Annotated in this window: 20 protein-coding genes; all 20 read left to right on the top strand. The window is 37.6% G+C overall.

Annotated features, from left to right (window positions below):
* Positions 1-300: 300 nt before the first annotated feature.
* Positions 301-1,209 (top strand): serine/threonine protein kinase, encoded by a 909-nt coding sequence (locus FJQ98_RS18685; protein WP_053595131.1) that lies wholly within the window; start codon positions 301-303, stop codon positions 1,207-1,209.
* Positions 1,210-1,684: 475 nt separating this feature from the next.
* On the top strand, positions 1,685-3,853 hold the full coding sequence (locus FJQ98_RS18680) for a hypothetical protein (RefSeq protein WP_053595130.1): 2,169 nt from the start codon (positions 1,685-1,687) through the stop codon (positions 3,851-3,853).
* A 228-nt stretch (positions 3,854-4,081) separates the two neighbouring features.
* A complete protein-coding gene (locus FJQ98_RS18675; RefSeq protein ID WP_053595129.1) occupies positions 4,082-4,507 on the top strand; it encodes a hypothetical protein in 426 nt (141 codons plus the stop codon).
* 92 nt (positions 4,508-4,599) lie between these two features.
* A complete protein-coding gene (locus FJQ98_RS18670) occupies positions 4,600-5,034 on the top strand; it encodes a J domain-containing protein (protein ID WP_053595128.1) in 435 nt (144 codons plus the stop codon).
* Positions 5,035-5,070: 36 nt separating this feature from the next.
* Positions 5,071-5,646 carry an FHA domain-containing protein gene (locus tag FJQ98_RS18665; protein ID WP_053595127.1) on the top strand — a complete coding sequence of 192 codons (576 nt, stop codon included), beginning with the start codon at positions 5,071-5,073 and terminating at the stop codon, positions 5,644-5,646.
* A gap of 40 nt (positions 5,647-5,686) precedes the next feature.
* On the top strand, positions 5,687-6,214 hold the full coding sequence (locus FJQ98_RS18660) for an FHA domain-containing protein (protein WP_053595126.1): 528 nt from the start codon (positions 5,687-5,689) through the stop codon (positions 6,212-6,214).
* Positions 6,215-6,220: 6 nt separating this feature from the next.
* Positions 6,221-7,060, top strand: coding sequence for a PP2C family protein-serine/threonine phosphatase (locus FJQ98_RS18655; protein ID WP_053595125.1), 840 nt, complete (start codon positions 6,221-6,223; stop codon positions 7,058-7,060).
* Positions 7,061-7,109: 49 nt separating this feature from the next.
* On the top strand, positions 7,110-8,756 hold the full coding sequence (locus FJQ98_RS18650) for a serine/threonine protein phosphatase (protein WP_143114817.1): 1,647 nt from the start codon (positions 7,110-7,112) through the stop codon (positions 8,754-8,756).
* A 4-nt stretch (positions 8,757-8,760) separates the two neighbouring features.
* Positions 8,761-10,035, top strand: a complete 1,275-nt coding sequence (locus tag FJQ98_RS18645; RefSeq protein ID WP_053595304.1) for a hypothetical protein — start codon at positions 8,761-8,763, stop codon at positions 10,033-10,035.
* Positions 10,026-10,721, top strand: coding sequence for an iron-dependent peroxidase (locus tag FJQ98_RS18640; protein WP_082340115.1), 696 nt, complete (start codon positions 10,026-10,028; stop codon positions 10,719-10,721). Before FJQ98_RS18645 ends, FJQ98_RS18640 begins: the two co-directional genes overlap by 10 nt.
* A 22-nt stretch (positions 10,722-10,743) precedes the next feature.
* Positions 10,744-13,392, top strand: coding sequence for an acetate and sugar kinases/Hsc70/actin family protein (locus FJQ98_RS18635; RefSeq protein ID WP_053595123.1), 2,649 nt, complete (start codon positions 10,744-10,746; stop codon positions 13,390-13,392).
* Positions 13,393-13,427: 35 nt separating this feature from the next.
* Positions 13,428-14,201 (top strand): hypothetical protein, encoded by a 774-nt coding sequence (locus FJQ98_RS18630; protein ID WP_053595122.1) that lies wholly within the window; start codon positions 13,428-13,430, stop codon positions 14,199-14,201.
* A 40-nt stretch (positions 14,202-14,241) separates the two neighbouring features.
* Positions 14,242-14,940, top strand: a complete 699-nt coding sequence (locus FJQ98_RS18625; protein WP_053595121.1) for a hypothetical protein — start codon at positions 14,242-14,244, stop codon at positions 14,938-14,940.
* Entirely contained in the window at positions 14,937-16,361 is a 1,425-nt protein-coding gene (locus tag FJQ98_RS18620; protein ID WP_053595120.1) for a hypothetical protein, read from the top strand. Before FJQ98_RS18625 ends, FJQ98_RS18620 begins: the two co-directional genes overlap by 4 nt.
* 23 nt (positions 16,362-16,384) lie before the next feature.
* Complete coding sequence (locus FJQ98_RS18615) at positions 16,385-17,539, top strand: pentapeptide repeat-containing protein (RefSeq protein ID WP_241774573.1); 1,155 nt, start codon at positions 16,385-16,387, stop codon at positions 17,537-17,539.
* Between the two features lie 25 nt (positions 17,540-17,564).
* Positions 17,565-18,116, top strand: a complete 552-nt coding sequence (locus FJQ98_RS18610; protein ID WP_053595118.1) for a hypothetical protein — start codon at positions 17,565-17,567, stop codon at positions 18,114-18,116.
* Positions 18,117-18,343: 227 nt separating this feature from the next.
* On the top strand, positions 18,344-18,751 hold the full coding sequence (locus FJQ98_RS18605) for a DUF4280 domain-containing protein (protein ID WP_053595117.1): 408 nt from the start codon (positions 18,344-18,346) through the stop codon (positions 18,749-18,751).
* A gap of 33 nt (positions 18,752-18,784) precedes the next feature.
* Entirely contained in the window at positions 18,785-20,314 is a 1,530-nt protein-coding gene (locus tag FJQ98_RS18600) for a contractile injection system protein, VgrG/Pvc8 family (RefSeq protein WP_201406502.1), read from the top strand.
* On the top strand, positions 20,314-21,354 hold the full coding sequence (locus FJQ98_RS18595) for a pre-toxin TG domain-containing protein (RefSeq protein ID WP_201406501.1): 1,041 nt from the start codon (positions 20,314-20,316) through the stop codon (positions 21,352-21,354). The genes FJQ98_RS18600 and FJQ98_RS18595 overlap by 1 nt, the downstream gene beginning before the upstream one ends.
* A 12-nt stretch (positions 21,355-21,366) precedes the next feature.
* Positions 21,367-21,825 (top strand): hypothetical protein, encoded by a 459-nt coding sequence (locus FJQ98_RS18590; protein ID WP_241774582.1) that lies wholly within the window; start codon positions 21,367-21,369, stop codon positions 21,823-21,825.
* Positions 21,826-22,418 lie beyond the last annotated feature (593 nt).

Below are 22,418 nucleotides of genomic sequence, written 5' to 3'. Positions count from 1 at the left end.
ATTAGCGATAGAGGAACGAAGGCTAAAAACATCACGTCCTGTGATAACGCCTTCGTGACCAACATCGGTGCTGCTGCCGCTTCGCTTTCGCGCAAAAAACATCTGTTGGCCCGAGACCCTGGAGCGAAGCGGCTCGTCGGACGCCCCCAGGAAGCTTTGCTCTGCGCGAAAGCGAAGCGTCAGCGACAAAGCGCCCAATCGGAACGGAACTCAACTACACGTTATGGTGATGGTCTAAAAAATTAAATTTTTCGTGCTAAAAATGGAACAAATTGTGTTGAAAGGGATGATAGATTAAAAATGCAAGCGACTCAAGTTGAATTGAGCTTACCGGCAAACAGTGTTCTGAACGATACATATAAAATAAAAGAAGTGATTGCTACTAGTAAATTATCCTTTGTTTATATTGCAGAAAATACGCATGAAGGGAATCAGCTAATCATTAAAGAGTTTTTTCCAAATGACATTGCTTTGCGGGATTTAGATAATAAAACAGTTATTAATCGTTTGCCTTCAACAAAGCAGAAATTCGAGGAATTAAAAGCCATTTCTCTAAATGAAGCGTTAATTATGCAGCAAATAAATCATCATAATATCGTCAAATATATTGACCACTTTGAGGAAAATGGGTCGATTTATATAAGTATGGAGTATTATGAAGGAACTTTATTAGATCAATACTTAAAGGATTTTCCTATTAATGATAGAGACCATTTATACGCTAGCATATTACTTCCATTAATGAATGCTTTGTGTTATTTACACGAAAAAGGCATACTCCATCGTGACATTAAACCAAATAATATTATGATTGATTCTAAAGGTAATCCATATCTACTAGATTTTGGTTCCGCAATTTATTATAAAACTGCTGAAGATTATCAAATATTTACGAGTCCAGGATATTCCCCTCTTGAGCAATATTCGACTATATCTGAGCAAGGTGTATATACTGATATTTATAGTTTAGCAGCAACATTTTATTTTTCTTTGACAAATGTTATTCCACCTGATGTATCGCAGCGGTTAATAGAGGATAAAATTGGAGATGTAAGAACGTATAATAAAAAGGTGAGTATTCTTTTATCCAAAACCATCATGTGGGGGCTGGCAGTACAAGCAAAGAAACGCTGCTCTTCACTAAAATATATGAAATTGGTAATTACTATTGAGGGTAGTGTCAATAGGATAAAGAACTATTTTAAGTAAAATGATTCCAACTAACCAATAATTTAGGTAAAGTAATTCTATGTTATCATTTTACAGTTAAAGGTAAGAGCTTACGAAGCAGCTTATAGGGTATGAAAAATACACCATAAGCTGTTTTTTTAATAAAAAAGAATGAATGCATACACATTTTTGATTAAAATAGCACGAAAATATTAATGTATATTTTTTACCATTCACCCAGTTGCATACATATAATTTGCCAAAATATTCTAATGAAAATATTGACAATAAAATTAGATATTGTATAGTTACTTTTGTGATACATAATGTCATCAGTGATGTAGAAGTAAGACGCTTAGAATACAATTTTAGTTATAACAACTGTAAATTTTTTATCTTTTATTACCATTTTATAACTCAATAGTTAATTTCTATTTACTGCTCACTAATGATTATGCTTATACGAAATTCGTTATAAAAGGAGGGATGGCTGTATAATCATACAGCCGACTGAATGGAGATTATTAGTCAAACAAACAGAACCATGCTCTTTGAGGAAATTAATCCGGAAAAAATGGATTTAATTACGCTTGTTGGAGATGTAAAAGGGATTGACAGTCTTAGTGATGAAAAGATTAAAGAGATTAATCAATATTTACTTGTCAAAAGCTTCGACGAATTTTTAGATAAGTTTTCTCCAACGGTTTATTCATTCTATAATGCTGCTAACCAAAAGGTAATGTATACATTAAAAAAACCTGAAGGAATTCAAGAGGACTGTATTTCTGAAATAGCAATTGACCAAAATAATGATTTTTTAAAGATGTTATTCACCCTCATCGATACAAAAAGAAGTCAGGGCATTGCGAATGTAGATTTTAAATTTGAAAATCTGCTCGATATGATCTCTCCTAAAAAGGTTATGGACGACATTCGACAAGTAAGAAAAGAAATCCATTACCTATACGGTGAATATGACAAATTAGATGACGGCGATCCAAAAAAATTGGATACAGGGGATAAGCTAAACCTGATGTTCGAAGTAGCAAGTAAAAATTACAACAATGTCATGGCGATGCTCCCTTTAGCAATCGAAGATATTAAAACAAGATTATTATTGGGTGCTAATCAGGATGAAGATGAATCCGAAAAATTACAAATTGGGACACTTTCTATTGGTGACAATGGTGAATTAAAAATCATTGAGGCGCCTCAAAATAATAGCTCGGAACTGATGGTTATTGAAGAAAATAGTAACTATGGTTTAAGCACAGTTTTTGAAGAGGATTATGAAGAGATTACAGAATCACCATCTTCCTACGTCAAAGATTTAGTCGTAAGAACCTTCTCTCCATTGCCAGCTGTGAAGGCTGAATTTGATGTAGAGACAGAGGTGCAAAACTATAATACATACTTAGAATTCTATAAGGATGCTAAGGATGAATTTGTCAAAACAGTAAAGCCATTAGTTGAAAAACTATTAGGTGTAAAAATGTACTTTGATCAGTATGCAACTAAAAACAAAGGTATGCAGCCCTCGTTACTTGTAACGAACACAAAGTTGGATATGCTCGTTAAAAGTAATAATCTACCACGATTACGCACGTATTTAAATACGGTTAACTCCAAAAATGACTTTACAGATACGGTATGGTATGGAATTGTCCCTGCCCTAGAACTAGAGGCATCCGGAAAAATGAAAGTAAGCAGATCTAGATTTAAAGGGAACGATAAAGTTGCTAAGCAAGAAGGCAATACAATGGAATCGTTAACTACCCTTCTAGATACTGTGAAAGATTATAAAGTACAAGTTTTCTTCAACTTCATGGCAGAAGAAGAAACAACATTCAGTGGAATTGCAACAGCAGGTATTGATCGTCTTATCGATAAATGCTCAGTGCTTGTTCGAAAAGAATATAGTGAGTTTGCGATACCATGTTTACCGAACTTCACTATTATTCCTAAAGATAAATCAGGTGTGATCATTGATACAAGAATGCAGACAACAGAAAATGGAGCACGATTATCTAAAGAAAAAGAGGATATTTTAAAGCTTTGGATAGAGGGCGTCTATGTTGGTGCCAGCTATGTAGCAGCAGGTATTGTTTCAGCTTATCAATGTCCAGAATATTTGAAAGATTCATTCAAGAAAGTTCAAAGAAATTATCCTGGTGTACGCTTCGATATCGAAGCTGGTGATAATTCACTTCGAGCCGTTACAACAATGGCAAAAGAAATCTCAGGATTTACTAATAATATTAAAGATGCTATTAACAGCAGAAGCTTCGGCTTTGTATTCTCTTCGGAAAATGCGCAGCTTCAAGATAAAGACATTAAACGTATTACGGTGTATAAAGCTAGAAGTCTAGCAATGGAAGAAGACGGATTTGATTCAGTCTACAAAACTCAAGTTAGTACGTATATTGAAAGAATTCTACGATTCCAATCAGGTGACTTTAAGCACGAAAATATCGTTCGATTCTTTAGTAATAATCCAAGTAGTCAAAAAAGCAAATGGCTTAATGATAAAGGCTTTGTAAACTCTATTATTCACGATGGAGATGACATCGGCTACATTATCGATGAAAAAACAAGCACATGTCAGATTGACCTAGTGTTTAACGGTAATGTGAAGAATCTTGAAGTCATGATTACAAAGGCAAGTAGTGCTGTTAAGGCCTAACAAGTTTACACATACAATCAAAAACTTTTTAAGTAGTATGTTTAAGATTTATTCATAAATCTTTTAACATAAATAAGAATCTTCCATAAATTGCAAGGTGAAAAAATTACATATTTCTTCATGCTTGATGTATTTGCATGAAGCATGGAGGAATGTATACAGCTAGTTATAATTTTCACCTAAAGCAGTTTTTTGAGACGATTCAACAAATATTAGGAGGTACTAAAAATGGGTTTTGTATTAAAAGTAGAAGGATCAGAAGCAATTGAACTAGGGTTAGATAGCATTATGGCTGTTGAGTATGAAACAGACACTCCAGATGACTCTAACGCACGTTCTACAGATGTAGGAGCAACTTTAAAAATAAGAGGTAAAATCCTTACTGCAACTGATGGTGATAATTCTGATGATACGATGAAATTAGGATTATGGTCATTAGTACCAGCTGAAAAGGCTGATTGTTACCGTAAAGTAACTTTAGAGGTTGTTTCTGCTGATCAAGTAGTAAGAAAAATTCATTTCCCAAATGCTTTTGTCGTTGACTATACAGAAAAGTATGGTGATACAGAAGGTATTGGTGAATTCTACTTATTCGTTAAGCAAAAGAAAGACAAAACAGACTTGGCGAAAATCGAAGGCGGCTACGCTGTCTAAGATTACTGCTTGATAGACACACCACATTATCTAAGGGACTTTTATAGTTCCTTAGATAATTTTGAATAATCCTAATACTGGGGATGAAAACTATGAAAACGCATTATGAAACTTTAGGTGTCAGTAGAGACGCCACGCAAGAACAAATAAAGCTCGCTTATCGAAAACTATCAAAAAAACATCATCCAGACGTGAGCGGTGGAAACAAAGAATCTGAAAAGATTTTTTTAGAAGTGACAGAGGCATACAAAGTACTGAAGGATCAAGCTTCCAGAGAGGCATATGATGCTCGACTAGATGGAGCTGGTCAAAGTTGGAATGATAGACAGACACATGAAAAACAATCTTCACGCCAACAGTCTACTGAAAAAAAGCCAGATTTTAATATGGACAATATTGAAAAGAATTTTGAACATTTTTTTGGCTTTAATCCTAAAACAAAGGAAATGTCATCAGCCCTTAACAAGAATGCAAAGAAGAATCCACTAGATACAACTGATTTATTTGAACGTTTTTTTAATAAGTAAAACGAAGCCATAGCTAGTATGAAGGAGTGTGATACCATGTATGGTCAAAATTCAATGGATGCATACACTGAAAACGCAAAGAAACAAATGATTATAAAAGTTATGGATATCATTATTGTCACAATCGCCTTCTTTTTCATTCTATACGTATTTGTCATGAATCAGGATTTTATTTTGAAAACAATTATTGGACTAATGCTGGTCATACTAGCAATTATTTATGGCTCTGTTAAGTATGAAGCAAGAGATAAAAATTACGATGTGACAAACAAGCAAATTCGAAAATTAGTTCTCCTCAATGAACGAGGAGTTGAAATAGATGAATGGGAGATAGGTGACCAAACATCATTACTTATTGGGAAAAGTTCAGCTGACAATAAGGCAGATATCGATTTAAACGGTACAGAATATGAATCGCTTATCAACTATGAACATGCCGTATTAAATAATGTTTCTGGAGTATGGTACATAGAGGATATTGATTCGGTCAATGGTGTTGGTATAAAAAAAGCTCATAAGCGCGTTAAAAATAGAATAAAACACGAAAGCCCTTACCCAATCGGTAATGGAGACACGATATACATAGCAAATACGCGAATTTTAGTGAAATAGAGAGACAAGTAAATTCGTACATAGACGGGGGATAGCGAAAATGAGTTTGATTAGATGTACAAATGGTCACATGTTTAGTTCTAGAAGACATAGAAATGTTTGTCCATATTGCAATGTAATGGTGGAACAGGAGCAAAGACCTAGTGGTCAGCAAACAGCTGTAGCAGAGGTAGATGATAAAACAATGCCATATCTCGGAGAAATGGATGGAATTGATCCAGTAACGGGATGGTTAGTTTGTATTGAAGGGCCTCAAATGGGTCGAGACTATCGAATTTTATCGGAAAAAAACTTTATTGGTCGAGCTGAGGATATGCACATTCGTATTGTTGGTGATAATTCGATTTCTCAGCGTAACCATGCAGTCATTGTTTATGATCCTAAAAAAAGGAATTTTTATCTACTTCCTGGAGATGCATCAGGGTTAGCTTATCTTAATAATGAAGCGATTTATACACCAACAGAGTTAGCAGCGTATGATGTCATTCAGTTAGGCAGAAGTATGTTTCTTTTTATTCCCTTATGTGGTGTTCATTTTGAATGGGAAAACAACAACAGTGAGGAATGATGACAAATGGATCAGAAACTACTGCCATACATAATTACGGTAATATTTATCGTTGTACTCATTGCATTATTAATCATTCGAAACATGCTTGCGCAACAAAATGAAAAAAACAAAATAGAAATCGGAAATGGTCAAACGATTGGCAGACGTGATGAGCAAGATGATTATTTCTCTACAGCAGAAACGAGTGATGGGATAATTGCTGTCCTAGCAGATGGTATCAGTGGTTTAGCAAACGGTAGGATGGCAAGTACGGTAGCTGTCAATACATTTATTGAAGAATTTAAAAAGCTGAGCGGTCTAAATACTCTAGAAAAATTTTTTAATGAGTCCGCTTTAGCAAGTAATCATATGATTGTCGAAAATTTAAATGGCTCGAATGGCGGTACTACATTAGTGGCAGCCGTTATTGATGATAACGGATTTCTTCACTGGGGAGCCGTTGGAGATAGTGTCATTACCATTTTTCGAAATGGAGAATTTAAGGCCATCAATCAAAAGCATATTTTTGAATCAGTGTTAACTGAGCGATATATATCTGGTGAAATATCTCAGCTTGAGGTGCAGGAAAATCCTTTGAAAAAGAGACTTATCAATTATTTAGGGTATGAAGGCTTTAAAAATATGGATATAGGAAAAAGTCCGATTCAGCTAAATAGAGGGGATAAAGTATGTCTATTTAGTGATGGCGTCTATGATACTTTAACAGAGGTTGAAATGGAGAAAATTCTTTCTCAGCAAGCTACTCCCTATGATATTGCTCAAGACATGATAAAAGCCGTTGAACAAAAACGCTTAAAAAATCAAGATAATGCAACCATCGTTATTTTAGAAAAAACATGGTAATCATTTTACGTGTGTCTATAAATGAGTCAGTAAATAAGGAGGAGTAATCATGAGAAAGGAAAATAGCAACTTTAAAACAAGCTTTTTATCCGAAGCGGGCTCATTTTTGCAAAATAAAGATTACTTTGCCTATACAGAGCTGGATGATGTAGCCTGCTGGGTAGCTGTAAAAGGGCTAGATTCAGATCAGGAAATCAGTAGTGCTGAGCTTGCTGTAAAGGCAATTTTAGAAAAATTTATGGAAAAGCCATCCATGTCCAGACGGAGAATTAAACATTACTTAAAATATGCACAAGATATTCTTCAAGCTCAAAGCTTAAGGGTGAGATTGAAGGCTAGTATTGTCATTGTCGTCTCAGATTACTCAAAGATGATTGTTGCCGTTGCAGGAAATTCGAGATTATATCATTTCCGTAATGGGACTTTAACGTTTAAAAGCACGGATCAAAGCTTGGCGCAAGAGCTAGTGAATGATAGGAACCGTTCGCTCGATATTAGCCAGCACGAGGAAAGAACTAATTTATTAAATTATCTTGGCAAACCAAAAGATTTCCAGCCTTTTGTTTCAAAGAAAATAAAGTTAATGGATGACGATGTACTAGTGCTTTGTACAGCCGGCTTTTGGGAGGATGTCAATGAAATTGAAATGGCAGATGCGTTGGAAGATGCAAAAGAGCCTGAGAAATACATTGATGTATTAGAAGAGGTACTGCTAAGCAGGCAAAAGAAGGTTGTCAATAATTACACAATCGCAGCTATATTTGCTAATAAGGTTTATCAGGAAACAAATAAGAAAAAAATGAAATACATCAAAATGATTGCAGCTGCATTAGTGCTAGCTTTGGTCGTAGGTGGAGGCACGATTTTTTATCAGGCAAAGCAAGCCAAAAAAATGGCTGAATTGACCGTCGAGATGAAAGATCATGAAAAGAGCGGAAACCTTTATTTTCAAGATGGAACTTATGATAAGGCACTGCTGGAATATAGTGAAGGCAGAAATGCGGCCAAAAAATTGAAGGATCCAATACATAGAAATGTACTAGCTAAAAAATTAAGAGTTACCGATCTGATTATCAGTGGAGATAAAGCAGCGGAAGAAGGTAAATTTAACGATGCCCTAGAGTCATATGAAAAGGCTAAAAAAGAAGGAAAGCTTATAAAAGACTTTGGGAAAGCAGTAGTTGAACAAAGAATCGCAAATATGGATACCATTGTACAAATTGCTGAAGCTGTGAAAGATGGAGATTTTCAATTTGAGGCAGAGGATTACAATGGGGCACTTGAAACGTATCAAAAGGCAAGAAAAAAAGCCCTGACAATTGCCTATACTGGCGAACCTGAAATAAAGACAAAAATAGAAGATACAGAGGCTAAAATTGCTGAATTGAAAAAGGCCCAGAAGGAATTAAAGGCTGAAGGCTTAGAAAAAAGCGGAGATCAGAGCTATGCACGCCAAGAGTTTGGAAAAGCAATTGAATATTATACACTTGCACAGGAAATTTATCAGGAGACAGAGCTGCTGTCGAAGGTTTTAGGTCTTGAGCGAAAGGTTATGAACGCCAATGATAAATTAAATCCGCCTCCTCAAGCACCAGCTGCCGATACAGCGCCATCTGATCAGGCAGCTCCGCCTACGAATGAAGGGACAGCTGCTAGTGAGCCAACTGATGCTGAAGTGATGAAAGAGGGAAAATAAATTGATGAAAGAGCTCATGATTGAACGGTTACGCAAAATAGAGGATTTAGAGCAACGTCAACTGCTAAAGGATATTGTAAGTGGCGTTTTTGTAAATTTAATCGACTATCAGGATGAAATGAACAAAAGGCTTGAAGACCGCGTATTCAATGAAATAGATGATGCTGAGAATAGGTTTGATATTTTTGTGACGTTAAGTTCTAAGGAGGATGTTGACCCTATTCATGAATGCTTATTCCCGATGCGACCAGCTGATTTAGAAAGTAAATCAATCCATATAAAAAAACTGCTTGAATCACTTAAATACAATGAACCAGCAGTACTGTTCACTTTATTTTTAGCATGTGATTCCTTACAAATTCAACAGTTGCTTGCTGAGCAGAGACTCTTTAATGGAAAGCTAGTAACGACAGAAGGACAAGTAGAGATTAAAGTTAGCCTTACTCAAAATACGGCCTATTTACAAGAGATGAACAAGCTATATCCTCTCTTCCAAATAAACGGCTTACCTTGGAAAACCATTAATCATCCATTCGTCTATAAATTTTTTAATGTCAATTTAGTAGATTGCCCATCTTTACATGAGGATGCTGAAATTACTGAAATAATCGTTGATTTAGAAGAGTATGAGGACAAAAAACGCCTAAATATGGTTCCGCTATGGAATATTGAACGCCATGAGGTCAAAAATGTCGGGTTTCCCATTCCTGCTATCGATAAGGTGAATTTTGAACATGTCCTTTCCGTACGTAAAATTGGAAATGAGCATGGCTATCTTGTTGAGGCCGAAGAGGATAATGTTCGTTACGTTAAACATTCAGACAATGAATTAACCATTGTTTCACCCCAGGATAAGTCAGGGGTTTGGCAGCTAATCAAAATTGCAAAAATGGAAGATGAAAAGATCGGAAAATTAAATTACGAGCTTGTATCAAATCGAAGAATCGAGCATTTTATACACAAATTCGCTAACAAGCATACGGCTACTGTTAAAACGAAGGGCGAAATTACTCGTATGATTAACTCCTTTGAGGCAGCTATTCGATTTGAGCTTGTAGATGTCGAAATAGTGGACTCTTTCTCAGGAACAAGCTTTACGCACTCTGTGAACACATTCTTAACGGAAGTGATAGGAGAAAATAATCATAAAAAAACGATGCTATTAAAGTTTAAGGCGAATGAGGAGAGAAACTTTATCGCAAACGATATTTTAAGCTTCCTCGTATCAGAAGTGCAACGACATTTCTTCGAATATGAATGTGTAGGTGTGTGGCTATGAACTATATTTGGGATTTGCTCATTAAAGCTGAGGATGAAGGACTTTCTAAAAAGGATATTTATTTTCATCTTGCCGAAGCCTATTCACCTTATATGGAACTAAGTCCACAACTATTAAATGCACAGTATGTTGACCAGCACGTTGAAGTAAATCCGTATTATCGCTATTACGGAATTTTTAATGGTCTTTTCCATCCTGATCATACTTCAGATATAGAGTTTAGGAATTATCTTTTAGATACTGGATTGCATTTTTTAGCTGAAATTGATCGTATGCAGGGCATGAATAAGAGAGAGTTCTATATTCGTTTTATCTTAAGGGAAATCAAGGCCGATGTATTTGGTACATTGGTGCGTGACAATATTCATGCCTTTACGAAAAAGGAGCAAGAAATAGTTGCACTCAACATGCTAAGACTGTACCGGACAGGTGAAGAAATTTACTTATTAAAGGATACGCTGAAAAGGCTCTTTAAAAATTGCATGATTTATGTGAAATCGGAGGACCAGGATGAGCTGCTTTTATACATCCGTCAAAAGCAGACAGCACAGAATGAGCGAAAGGTACAGCTTGTACAAGAAATGTTTCTGCCAATAGGTTTTCATATGGAGGTTTATTGGCAATATCATTTTGGCATTATTGATGCAGAGGAAACGATGAAGCTAGATCGAATAGCTCTTTACTAAATAGGGAAGAGGAGGGATTCCAATGACAACTAACTATTCATATAAGCTGTATGCCAATAAGCGTAATACAGAAAAGAAATATATGACCTATACACGAGTAGAACTAATGGAAATGACAACCTTCCAGCTTAGAAATATTTGCTATAAGGAAAAGCTTGTGACTGGGCTTATTAATACACTGACAAGAGACGAGTTAATCGACAAGATTTTAAGATACCGTGGCTCTGAAGAAAACCCTCTCATTAGAGAAAAAAAGGATGGGGGCTTTGAACGAGTAGAAGCGGCCATGCAAGAGTATTTAAAAACGCAGATGTCTGACAATGGTGACATTAAAATTCCTGCCAAAATGAGCTTATATAGCGGGATGAAGATTGATAAACCCGATCAGTATTTCGTGGAAACAGGCGGTTTTCTTGTTGAATCTAATGTACTGCTAGTCAATGAGCAGCTGGAACTTTGCGGCATCCTTAATATCCTTAAAGACGACGAAGTCCCAAATCAATACTATTTCGCTGCTGACCAAGCAATTGGTATACGGAAGACAAACAATAAAAACTACAGCTTTATTTTTTTAAGAAAGCAAGATTCTGAGTATATCTGTAAGACGTATTATCAGGAGACCCCACTTCCGCCAACAAATCTTCATTACTATAAGGTTCCAATACCAGATTTAGAGATGAAACAGCTGGAAACAACGAATGCCATTCTTGCCATTGATTTTGGAACAACAAATACTACGGCTGGTGTCTATTTAGAGAGTGATTATGTAACCTCTCCTTGTAGTCATGATCTATTAAATAACAGAATTCAGCTAAATAGCATCAATTTTGTGCAATTTCCAGACCCACTTCATCAAAACGAATGGATAGAAGTAGTGCCGACGGTCATGACTGTCGCAGATTGCTCAAATGCAGACCAAGTAGGCTATCACTACGGCTATGAAGCGTTAAAAATGATGAAAAAAAATAGCTATACATCATTGGCTACGAAATTCCAAGGTATTAAGCGATGGGTTAGTAACTATGCCAAGTTGGAAGAGGTGATGGATGCTAACGGGAATACTGCACTTGTTCCACGTAGCCAAATTTTAAGAGAGTTTATGCTTTATATTATTCGAATGGCGGAGCATCAATTTAAATGTCGTTTCAAGCATTTACATATTTCCAGTCCCGTTAAGCTGAAAACACAATTTTTAGATATGTTTCGTGCGATTTTACCCGAATACCAAATCGAAACTGAGCATGCTCTCGATGAAGGGATGTCGGTGCTTTATAATACGATTGCCAATCAAATAGAGAATGATAGTTTTCTCGATGGCAAGGAATATAAAGCGCTCGTGATCGATTGTGGAGGCGGAACAACAGACCTTTCTTCTTGTAAGTTTCGAATAGAGGACGGACATATTTCTTACAAAATTGATATTCATACTACCTATGAAAATGGAGATACGAATTTTGGTGGTAACAATATTACCTATCGCATTTTCCAATTTATGAAAATCGTTTTTGCCAACTATTATAGTCGAGGAAAAAATGATTATGATATCGATGCATTAATAGATATTCCAGGTAAGGATATTTATCGACATGTAGACGATCATGGCGTTGAAGCAGTGTACGAGCAATTCGAAAAAGCCTTTGTAGATGCCGAATATATTATCCCTACACGTTTTAAGGAATATGAAAATCGCACACGTGATGAGTACCTACGTGTTCGCAATAATTATTATTTCTTATGGGAAATGGCAGAAGAGATGAAGAAGGAATTTTTCCGCAAAACAGGTATATTAAGAAGTCGTTTTTATGCGGATAACGATATGCAGCACGATAGTGATTTAAATGTCACAGCAGTAGATCGCTGGTGCCTGTCGTTGGTAGAAAACAATCAATTTAAGGAAGTTTACGACTTTCCAAATGTCTTTTTCAACATTAAAGAAATCAATCATCTCATTAAGGCGGATATTTATGATATCGTGCGAGAGTTTTTAGAGGAATTTTATGAGAGTGGCATACTGAGTGACTATTCCATCATTAAATTGACGGGACAATCCTGTAAAATAGACGCATTTCGCGAGGCTTTAAAGGAATTTGTACCAGGACGCAGCATTGAATTTAGACAAAAGGCTGAAAATATCGGTAAAGTTCCAGAGTTAAAGCTTGCTTGTTTAAGGGGAGCGCTTCGTTATTTAAATGCCAAGAAAATCGGCATGATTGAAACAGAAGTGACGAACCATGCACCGGTTGTCCCTTATGCTGTCAGTGCCTTTACACATAATCGTCAGGAAAAATTACTGATTAGTAGCTTAGAAAGATTGAATCAAATTCACGGTACGATTTCTCGCCCATGGGGTGTAAAAGAGGTGGAGTTTTTCCTCACAGGCAACGACGATCACTCATCGTATAAATACACTTACTTAAATCGTCAGGAGGATTATGCACCTGTTCTTTATGACAATATTGCAATGCACTATCAAGATAAAATTCCGCAGGACGAGACGGATTCCATCACGAATGGAGAAGTGAAGTTCTTTGTCTTTGCAGGCGAAGACCATTGGGGCTTCCACGTAGTTCCAGTAGCAAGAAAAGACGAACAGCTGTTTATCGGAAGCAAGGAATTCTTTGCCTTCGAAACCGATTTGTCTGAGCTGGATTTCTTTGATGGATTAAAGTAAAACAGTGAAAAACAAGAAAAGAGGTGGGTGACAGCTTGTTTGCCAATCAATATCCACATTTTCAAAAGGGCCGCATTTTAAAGCGAGAAATGCTGGAAAATTTGCGAGATTACCCAAGAGAATTTTTAGATTTATATTTCCAAGATTATTCTAATGGCATCATTGCGGGTGCCAATATCATTGTAGCAGATACAAGCCTCATCATTACAAAAGGCATTATCAAGCATAATGGAAAGCTCTATACGCTGCCTAGTAGCTATGAGTTTCCTTATGAGGCAACAGGAAGTGAAACGATTCTAAAAGTACGATTTGCTGAAGAAGTGAATGAATTAGATTTTAGGAATCTCACAACAGAGATTGTTCTAGATGATTCGATAGAGCTTGCAAACAATGAGCTAGAGTTAGCACGCTTCAAATTAAAATCGGGTGCCAAACTGCGCTCAGAGTATATTGATTTTTCCGATTTTGCGACTGAATATAATACGGTTAATTATCTTCATAGTCAGTATGCAGGTTTTCAAAAAAGCACTTACCATCCAATCATTTTGCACTATTTTGCACGAGAGCTGTTAAAAAATCGCCCAGCGAATCCGTATGATATAGCTTTTGCTTTAGAGTGCATAAATCAGGAGCGGGTTCAACGAGATGCAATCGATTTCTATATTTGTAATCGGCTAGAGCTTGATTACCAAACATTTTCTAATAGTCAGATTCATAAATACTTGAACCGTATTTTAGTGGAATCAAAGCGCGGTGGTCGTATGACAGGGCACAGTCAAGGGCGACCAAAGCGCATGATTGTTGACTAGCTGATGGTCTACTGATGAAAAAACGTTCAAGAAATGGAAGGTGAATGGGTTGAAATTTTTAGATGAACAAATTATCGCTCTTAGAAATGAAATGCGAGAGCAGGAACAACATGAATTAGCTCAAAAGGAGGCAGCTTTAAAAGAGGAGCAAGCGCCGCCTGAGGAGCCTTTACAGGAGGAACAGTCTGAGCTAGAAGCAATTGACCTTTACAAGGACTTTGTCAATATAGACGAGCAGGAAGTGCCGGTCATTGATCAGCATGTCCTGGAAGGGAAAATTTCGTTCCGAATGCCGAAAATATTTTCGATCATGCCCGCTGAGTTAGCCGCATTAAAATATCCGTCAGAACGAAGACCAAATATTATTTATACGGATGAATCATCTACTATCAATTTAGCCTTCAACAAGACATCACATTCTTTACCTGATGAGGGTGTAGCTGAGTTTCAGGAAAATATGATTGACGTTCTTGAGCAAGCACAGCCTTCAGCAGAATGGTTTGATACAGATGTTATCAAAATAGATAACAAAACAGTTGGCTTTATCGAGGTCATGACACCTGCTATTGATGGTGAGATTTTTAATTTAATGTTCTTTGTATCGATTGATGGGCAAGCGCTTATCGGTACGTTCAATTGTATGGAGGAGGATACCGAGTCTTGGCGTCCTATCGCAAGGGCGATGATGGAAACGATGCAATTTGCTCCTAACGGAAGGATAGGAGGAGTATTACGATGAGTGGAGTAGTAACTGCCTATCATAATCTTCAAGTACTGCCATTTAAACTAGTGAGTATTCAAGAGCTTACACTCACGAAGAAAATGAATGAGCACGCGACATTACGCTTTACGGGTATCGTACCTGAGGAAGTTCGAGATCAGTACGTTGAAATGACAGAGGTCTATTCAGCCATTGAAGTGAATCAGCTGGATCATTTAGGTGCGCCTACTCCGTTATTTAAGGGTGTTATATTAGGTGTCAAGGTACATTCAATTCGGGGTATTTACTACATCGAAGTCGAGGCTGCCTCCAACACCTACTTCCTCGATATTCAGAAGAAAAATCGCTCCTATCAAGATAAAGAGCTGACCTATTCGTCTCTATTCAAGCTCATGAGTCCATATTACCCTGGTCTCGATATTATCGATGAGGCTACAAAGGGTGGGAAATTAGGCAAGTTTACCCTACAGTACCGAGAAACCGATTGGCAATTTTTAAAACGTCTTGCCTCCCGCTATAACACTGGACTAGTTCCTGCAGCTACTTTTGATAAGCCAAAGTTCCATTTTGGTGTCCCTGCTGGCAAAGCAAAAGGAAAGCTAGAAGACTATCATTACACGACAAGAAAAAAACTAGCAGACTATCTCCTCTATACATATAACGGCAATCAAGGTATGGGGGAGCATGACTTTTTGTACTATGAAGTGGAAACCGATCAGGTACTTGCCATAGGCGACCACGTAACATTTCATAAGCAAACACTCTATGTTTGTGAGGCCTCTACGTCAATGAAGGATGGCTTACTTAAGCATCGTTATACACTTTCAACGAAGAATGGCATGAACAAGAGTGAAATATATAATGATGAAATTTCTGGTGTCTCCATTATCGGTAAAGTGTTAGAGGTAGCCAAGGATCATATAAAGGTCCATTTAAATATTGATGAAAAACAGGATAAAGGAAAGGCACATTGGTTCCTTTATGCAACGCCTTACACGGCTGAGGGGCATAGTGGTTGGTACTGTATGCCTGAAATTAACGACTTCGTACAAGTGAATTTCCCTTCACATCGTGAGGAGGAGGGAATTGCTAGTAGCTCGATTCGAACAAATTTAGCCAGCACCGCAACCAATAAACTAGATGATCCTTCGACGAAATATTACAGAACAGCCTTTGGCAAAGAAATTAAGATGAGTCCAACGGAAATTGTCATTACAGCACAAGATAACGATATTTTTATCCGTTTAAATGAAGCGAGCGGCATCGAAATTTTTAGTAAAAAGGAAATTAAGCTTATTTCCGAGGCAGATATTTCAGTCAATGCAAGCAAGAAAATTCTGTTGTCTGCGGAAGAAGAAATTTCACTAAAATGCAAGGAAAGTAAAATAATGATGGATGGCAGTGTGCAAATTTTCGGGAAAGAAGTAAAGGCCAATTAAAAGCCCTATAGATGGGTTTCTTAATGAAGAGAAAGAAGGAGACACATATGCAAGCAGAGGGAGTTTTACAGCATTTTTATGAAACGGAAGTTGAGAAAAGACGGTTGAAGTATCTCTTGGCGTTAGAGGATTTCTTCCAAGCTTCAAAGGATGAGCTTGCTGAGGAATTTAGAAAATCCTTTCAAACCATTTGTCATCAGCTACAGCAGCAACAATCTCTTCAACAAAAAGGCCCAATAGGACATATCACATTTTCTATGCTACGCACAGAGCTACTGGAGGGACGTCATCACTATCTAGTAGAGGGGACAGATGAGGAATGGTTCTTTGATCTGCGTCCTATTTTAACTACCTATGATGCAAGTTGGGCGTTAAGCTTTTTAGAGCAATTTGCTGAGGAATTATATTTATACAGCAAAACATTCATGGGAGCCATTACCCAAGCGGATATTGAGCACATCAAGCTTAAGGAAGCATCTCATTTTCATCAATATGTTATTAGCCTTGCTAGATATGCATTGCCAGACATTATAAGATGTCCAGAATATTTAGCACTTGATCGAGATGCTGTTGTAGAAATTCGTATAGGTGAATTTATGGATGTTAATGAAGTTGTCTATAGCGAGGACTTCTCCTCGAAGGATATCGAAGAAATCAAGGCTTGGCTAGATCAAAAATTAGAGGATGAATATCCGTATGAAGTATTTAGCAAATTAAATCTATCTGGTGGCAACTATGAAGACTTAGATATTCGCTATGCCTTTTTCCAGAAAACGAATTTAGCACAGAGCAAAATGCGTAATTGCTTGCTTATTGGAGCCAATCTTAGGAATAGTCAACTAATGGACGCTGATTTGAGCTTTAGTACAATCCATGAGGCGGATTTTAGCAATAGTCAATTACAAGGTGCTAAGTTCCAACGAGCTCAGGGAGCAAGCGGACTAACTGATCGACAGAAGTGGGAAATGCCAGGCTACCACCCAGTGCGCTTTACCGGCGCTAATTTAGAGGGAGCTGATTTTGAACTAGCTAATTTACGAGGTGCTTGCTTTATCGGGGCTAACGTCAAGAATGCTCATTTTGAAGGAGCCAATTTAGAAAAAGCTGTGTTCTCGAAGGAAGCACGGGAATATTTGAAGCTAGATCCATTCCAAACAGCGAGTGTCATTTGGAAATAGATGTCGTGAAAAAGGAGATTAAAAGATGAACTATTTTATTCTATCTCAGGATGAGCGTATCTCGAATGCTGTAGAACCAGTTGGACTATCAAAAATTATTAAAAAAGAACTATTAACAGTGGAAAGAATGGAGGAGCTAGAGGAGCTCGAGCGTCAATTTCCTGTTTTAGATAAAAGTGAAAATGACTATATCGATTTTATCGAAAAGCCCATTGCTCTTTTAGCTGATCCAGTGAAGCAGCTAGTGGAGAAATATGAGTCGCGCTTACCATTTAAACCAGTTGTTCTCGTAGATATGCCGAAATTAAAACAAACGTTATATTGGCTCTCCATTCCGCCAAAAGTGGCCTGTCTTTCAGCACAAACCGAATTCCATCTAGATGGAACGCTGAAAAAGCTCGTTATTGATGAGACTTTAGCCGCACCATACACCTTCTTTCAAATTGAAGGTATTAAAGAGAATTATATCATTGTCAATATAGAGCTAGCAGAAAGTATGTTGCGCCGAGCATTTCGAGGTATTCGATTACGCAAAGTGCAAACAGAAGGAAAATGGAACGAGACCCTAAATTCATAGGTAAGTAGCGATAGCAAGAAAAACATAAAGAGTTGTTTGAAGAAGGCAAAGATAAAAAAGACGAAATCATTATTACCTAAAGTGATTAGTTTTTAAGTGATATCTAGGCATTTACGTATCGCGATAAAAATTCTCAATAGTGGAAATAGTAACGTATTTTTTCGCTTTTGAGTGTGCCAAAGTGAAGCGATGTGAATGCACGTTTCTGTTAGAAAGGGTGGTTTTCGATGGCGGATGAAATGCAGACAAAAGGTGATGAGCAGCACAGTTATGTAGTTGCTGGTGCCAAATTATCGTGCTCCCAAGGTGATCAAACAAGCATATTAAAAATGCCTGTAAGCCATGGGGTTTACTCAAAAAACAAGGCAAAGATGAACACGATGGATTATAAGCCCTATGTCAATATTCAGCCCTTCGGTTTATGTCAAACATTATCTAATCCTACGGTGGCAGCTGCAACAGCGGCTAATAATGGTGTTTTGAAACCGATGCCGTGTACACCAGTGGTCACGATGCCATGGATTAACGGAAAGTCTGATCAGTTGATTGAGAATTCTCCCGCGCTTATCAATCAATCTACTAATATGTGCATATATTGCGGGACGATAAAGGTAGAAGATGATGGTCAAGAATAATCCATCATCCACTGAGGAAAGAAGGGTATTCATGTGAACACGTATGAGGAAGTGATTGGATACGGAGAGCTTGAACTCGTATCCCCCTATGAAGTTCAGACGTTGCATGATCTCAGCTTGACCCAAACTATGAATGACCATGCAAGGTTATCAATTACGGGATTCATCCCAGAGGAGAAAAAAGATCGCTGTATGCAGATTGCCAGCAGTTCAGATCGGATAGAACTCTATCAAAAACGCAATGGACAGCGTGTGCGATCGCTTTTTAAGGGGCAAGTATCCGAAGTAGCCGTTCGTATGGTGAGAGGCGTGTACCAAATTGAGTTAGAAGCGGTGTCATCTACATTTACCTTGGATTGTAAACGCAATGCTCGCTCTTTCCAGCACGACAAGATGACGTATAATGCCATGCTCAAGCAAGTACTCGCTAACTATCCGGGTGCAGACGTTATTGACACTGCATCAAAGGCTACTCCTCTAAAGCAATTTATATTACAATATAGGGAGACAGACTGGCAATTTCTAAAGCGCATGGCCTCGCATTTTCGAACAGTGCTTGTACCAGCAGTAGATGTCGATAAACCTAAGCTATGGTTCGGTCTCCCAGAAGGTCGATTAGAGAAACTGTCAGCTACTAGCTATACAATCACCAAGGATCGCTCCAAGTATTTACATACGCTGCTCAATGACATGGAGCGACCAATGGAGGAGCGGGATACAGTATCCTATGTGATCGAGTCCAAAAAAACATTAGCACTCGGTGACCGTGTCCAACTCCAAAAGAAGGAGCTAGTTGTGGCAAAGTCCATCGCCCGCATGCAACAAGGTGTCCTTACATATGAATATCATCTACTGTCCAAGGCAGGTATTCGTCAAGAAAGACTAAACATTCCTTCCTTATCAGGCACAGCGATTGAGGGTAAGGTATTAGAGGTCAAAAAGGATCAAGTACGCTTGCACCTATCCATTGATGAGGCACAAAAAAAGGAAGAAGCCACATGGTTCTCACTTGCTACGCCTTATACTGCAGAAGGACATAGCGGTTTCTACAGCCCGCCAGAGGAAGGCGATAGCGTTCATCTTGCCTTCCCGACACATCGGGAGGAAGCTGCCGTTGTCCGCCATAGTGTACGAAAGGGCGGCGACTCCAACCCAAAAATAGCCGATCCCAAAACGTCCTACTGGGGTACGCCAAAAGGCAAGGACATCAAGCTAGACCCACAAGCTGTCACATTTACTGCACAGGAAGGCTCCGTTTTCCTAAAGTTGGATCAGGGAAGCGGGGTAGAAGTACATAGTAAGCAATCACTTACACTAAAAGCCAATGATATCACCTTTGCAGGTAAAAGCATTTCGATGAACGCAACAGAATCTATGCACTTGACATGTGGCTCCAGCAGTCTCGTTCTCGACGGAATTACCGATATACAGGGACAGATTGTGACAATGGAAGGCTCGAACAAAGCACCTGTATCCGTGTCTGATGCATCAGAAGACGGAGCTGACCTTGAATCTGCCCTAGACGTCATGGGCATGATCCCTCTTGGTGGGGGTGATGCTTAATGGCGAAGAAGGGTAAAGGATTCTTCGGAGCACTAGGTAGTGCTTTAGGCAGTATCCCTGTTGTAGGGAAAGTTAAAAAAGCGGCTAAAAAGAAAATCAAAAAGGCCAAAAAGAAACTAAAGAAAGCCTTAAAAAAAGCGAAGAAAAAGCTCAAGAAAAAGTTAGGCAAGGTCTTGACAAAAGCCAGGAAGCTAAAAAATAATTTATCCAAGAGCAAACTGGTCAAGAGGTTTAAAAAGGCTGTAAAAAAAGCAGTTAAAAAGGCCAAGAAGTATGTGAAAAAAGTTGTAAAGACAGTTAAAAAGGCAGCGAAAACAGCTGTTAAGGCAGTTAAAAAGGCAGCAAAAACAACTGTTAATGCGGCTAAAAGCGCAGCAAAAACAACTGCTAATGTGGCTAAAAGTGCGACAAAGAAAGCAGCAATAGCTGTTAAATCGGTTAGCATCAGCCAAGCAATATCAACCGCCGCTGATTTCATTCCAGGTGTTGGTAATGCCAAAGCCGCTTTTGAAACGGCCTTTGGATTTGATCCGTTTACACTGGATAAATTGAGTGCGATGGATCGAGGGATATCAGCGGCAGGCATCTTGGGTGGTGGATATGCTAAAGCAGCTGGAAAAGGTGGAAAGGCTACATTAAATCTCTTCTCCAACAGCAAAAACGCGACGAATGCAACCGAAGCAGCTGCTAAATCATCGAAAAATGCGGCATCAACTAAGGGTGATATTCCTAAGGGTACGGATAAAACTAATACTTCAAAGGACAAAAAAAATAGAAATAAACCTAAGGAGTATGGTACGCCTAATTCCACAGAAGTAGTGAGAGATAAGGACGGTAATATAACTAAATATACTACTTACGGTTCCGACGGTAAAATTGTTAAAGAGGTTCGTGTAACAGGAAAAGAACATGGAGATATTCCTAGACCAAATGTAAAAGAGCCTAAATACAATACTAACCCTAAAAACAGGGAGAAGTTTCAAAATGGTTATGAGGTTCGACCAGCTGACTCGTCTGAAATACCTAAAAATATTCCATAAAAAGATTAGGATGTGATATTCTTGTTCAATGATGAAATAAATAGCGAATTTATGGAGTTTAAAGATGTTAATGAAGGGAAATTTACATGGTGGAGCTATGTAAATATGAAATCAGATATAAAAACAGCACTTGGGTTTGCGAAATTTTTTTATCCGGATGTTATTGAAGTCGAAGGATGTTTTTTATTAAAAGATAAGTTTTCAGAAAAATATTTCGAAATGTGGAAGGAGGAATGTCAAAAAAATAAAGTTAATATAGAAAAAATGATGAACTTATATCAAGTTAGAGATTTTTTTCATATTAATGTTGATGAGGATGAGAACTTAGAGGAGCAAATACAGGCTTTAGGAGAGGTTCTTAAAATATTTTGGTCACTTAGCTTTAAGAACAGATTCCCAGATCGGGAGATAGTAGTAAGTGTGTTCGAGGAGGAGGACGGAGAATTATTCATTACTGTATATGAAAGATGAGTAAAAAATTTGATTACCTTGACTGGCTATATGCCTTTCAAGGTTTTTTACTTATACGAAAAACTGATGGGATGTATATTTAATTAATGATGGTCAGTTATGACACATGAAAATGCTTACTGTTAGAAAAGATACTAAGATGACATTTATGGGCGTAAAAGATAGTGGGACAAAGTGAGAAAAAAGATGTGTTTTGAGAATCGAGAGCTCATGAATGTTGTAGCATTAAGTTATTTTAATACGGGGATACGGAGAAAAGAACGAGAATTAAGCGAGAGACACTTTAAATGGCAAGGATAGTTTAAAATGGAATAACTAACAAACTAACGAAAATGACAAAGCTCGTGGTGATAAACAAAGATATAAATAGTTTTTAATTGTATACAGTTAAAGATATCCCTAAATTGCAATTGGAACATATAGCTATGAACTGCACATGCGCAAAAGTGACGATGTATACATTCATATGTATTTTAAAAACTTTAGAGAAACAGAAGGTCACTTACATACCCTAAGAATTGAGACAAGGCCAGAGCATTACTATGAATTAGAGTTGAATAGTCAGGGATGAGTAGACCCTTGGACAATTACTT

It is taken from the genome of Lysinibacillus agricola (assembly GCF_016638705.1).
GTDB classification, from domain to species: Bacteria; Bacillota; Bacilli; order Bacillales_A; family Planococcaceae; genus Lysinibacillus; species Lysinibacillus agricola.
Note: the sequence above shows the minus strand (reverse complement) of the source record. Positions and strands in the feature narration are given on the sequence as shown.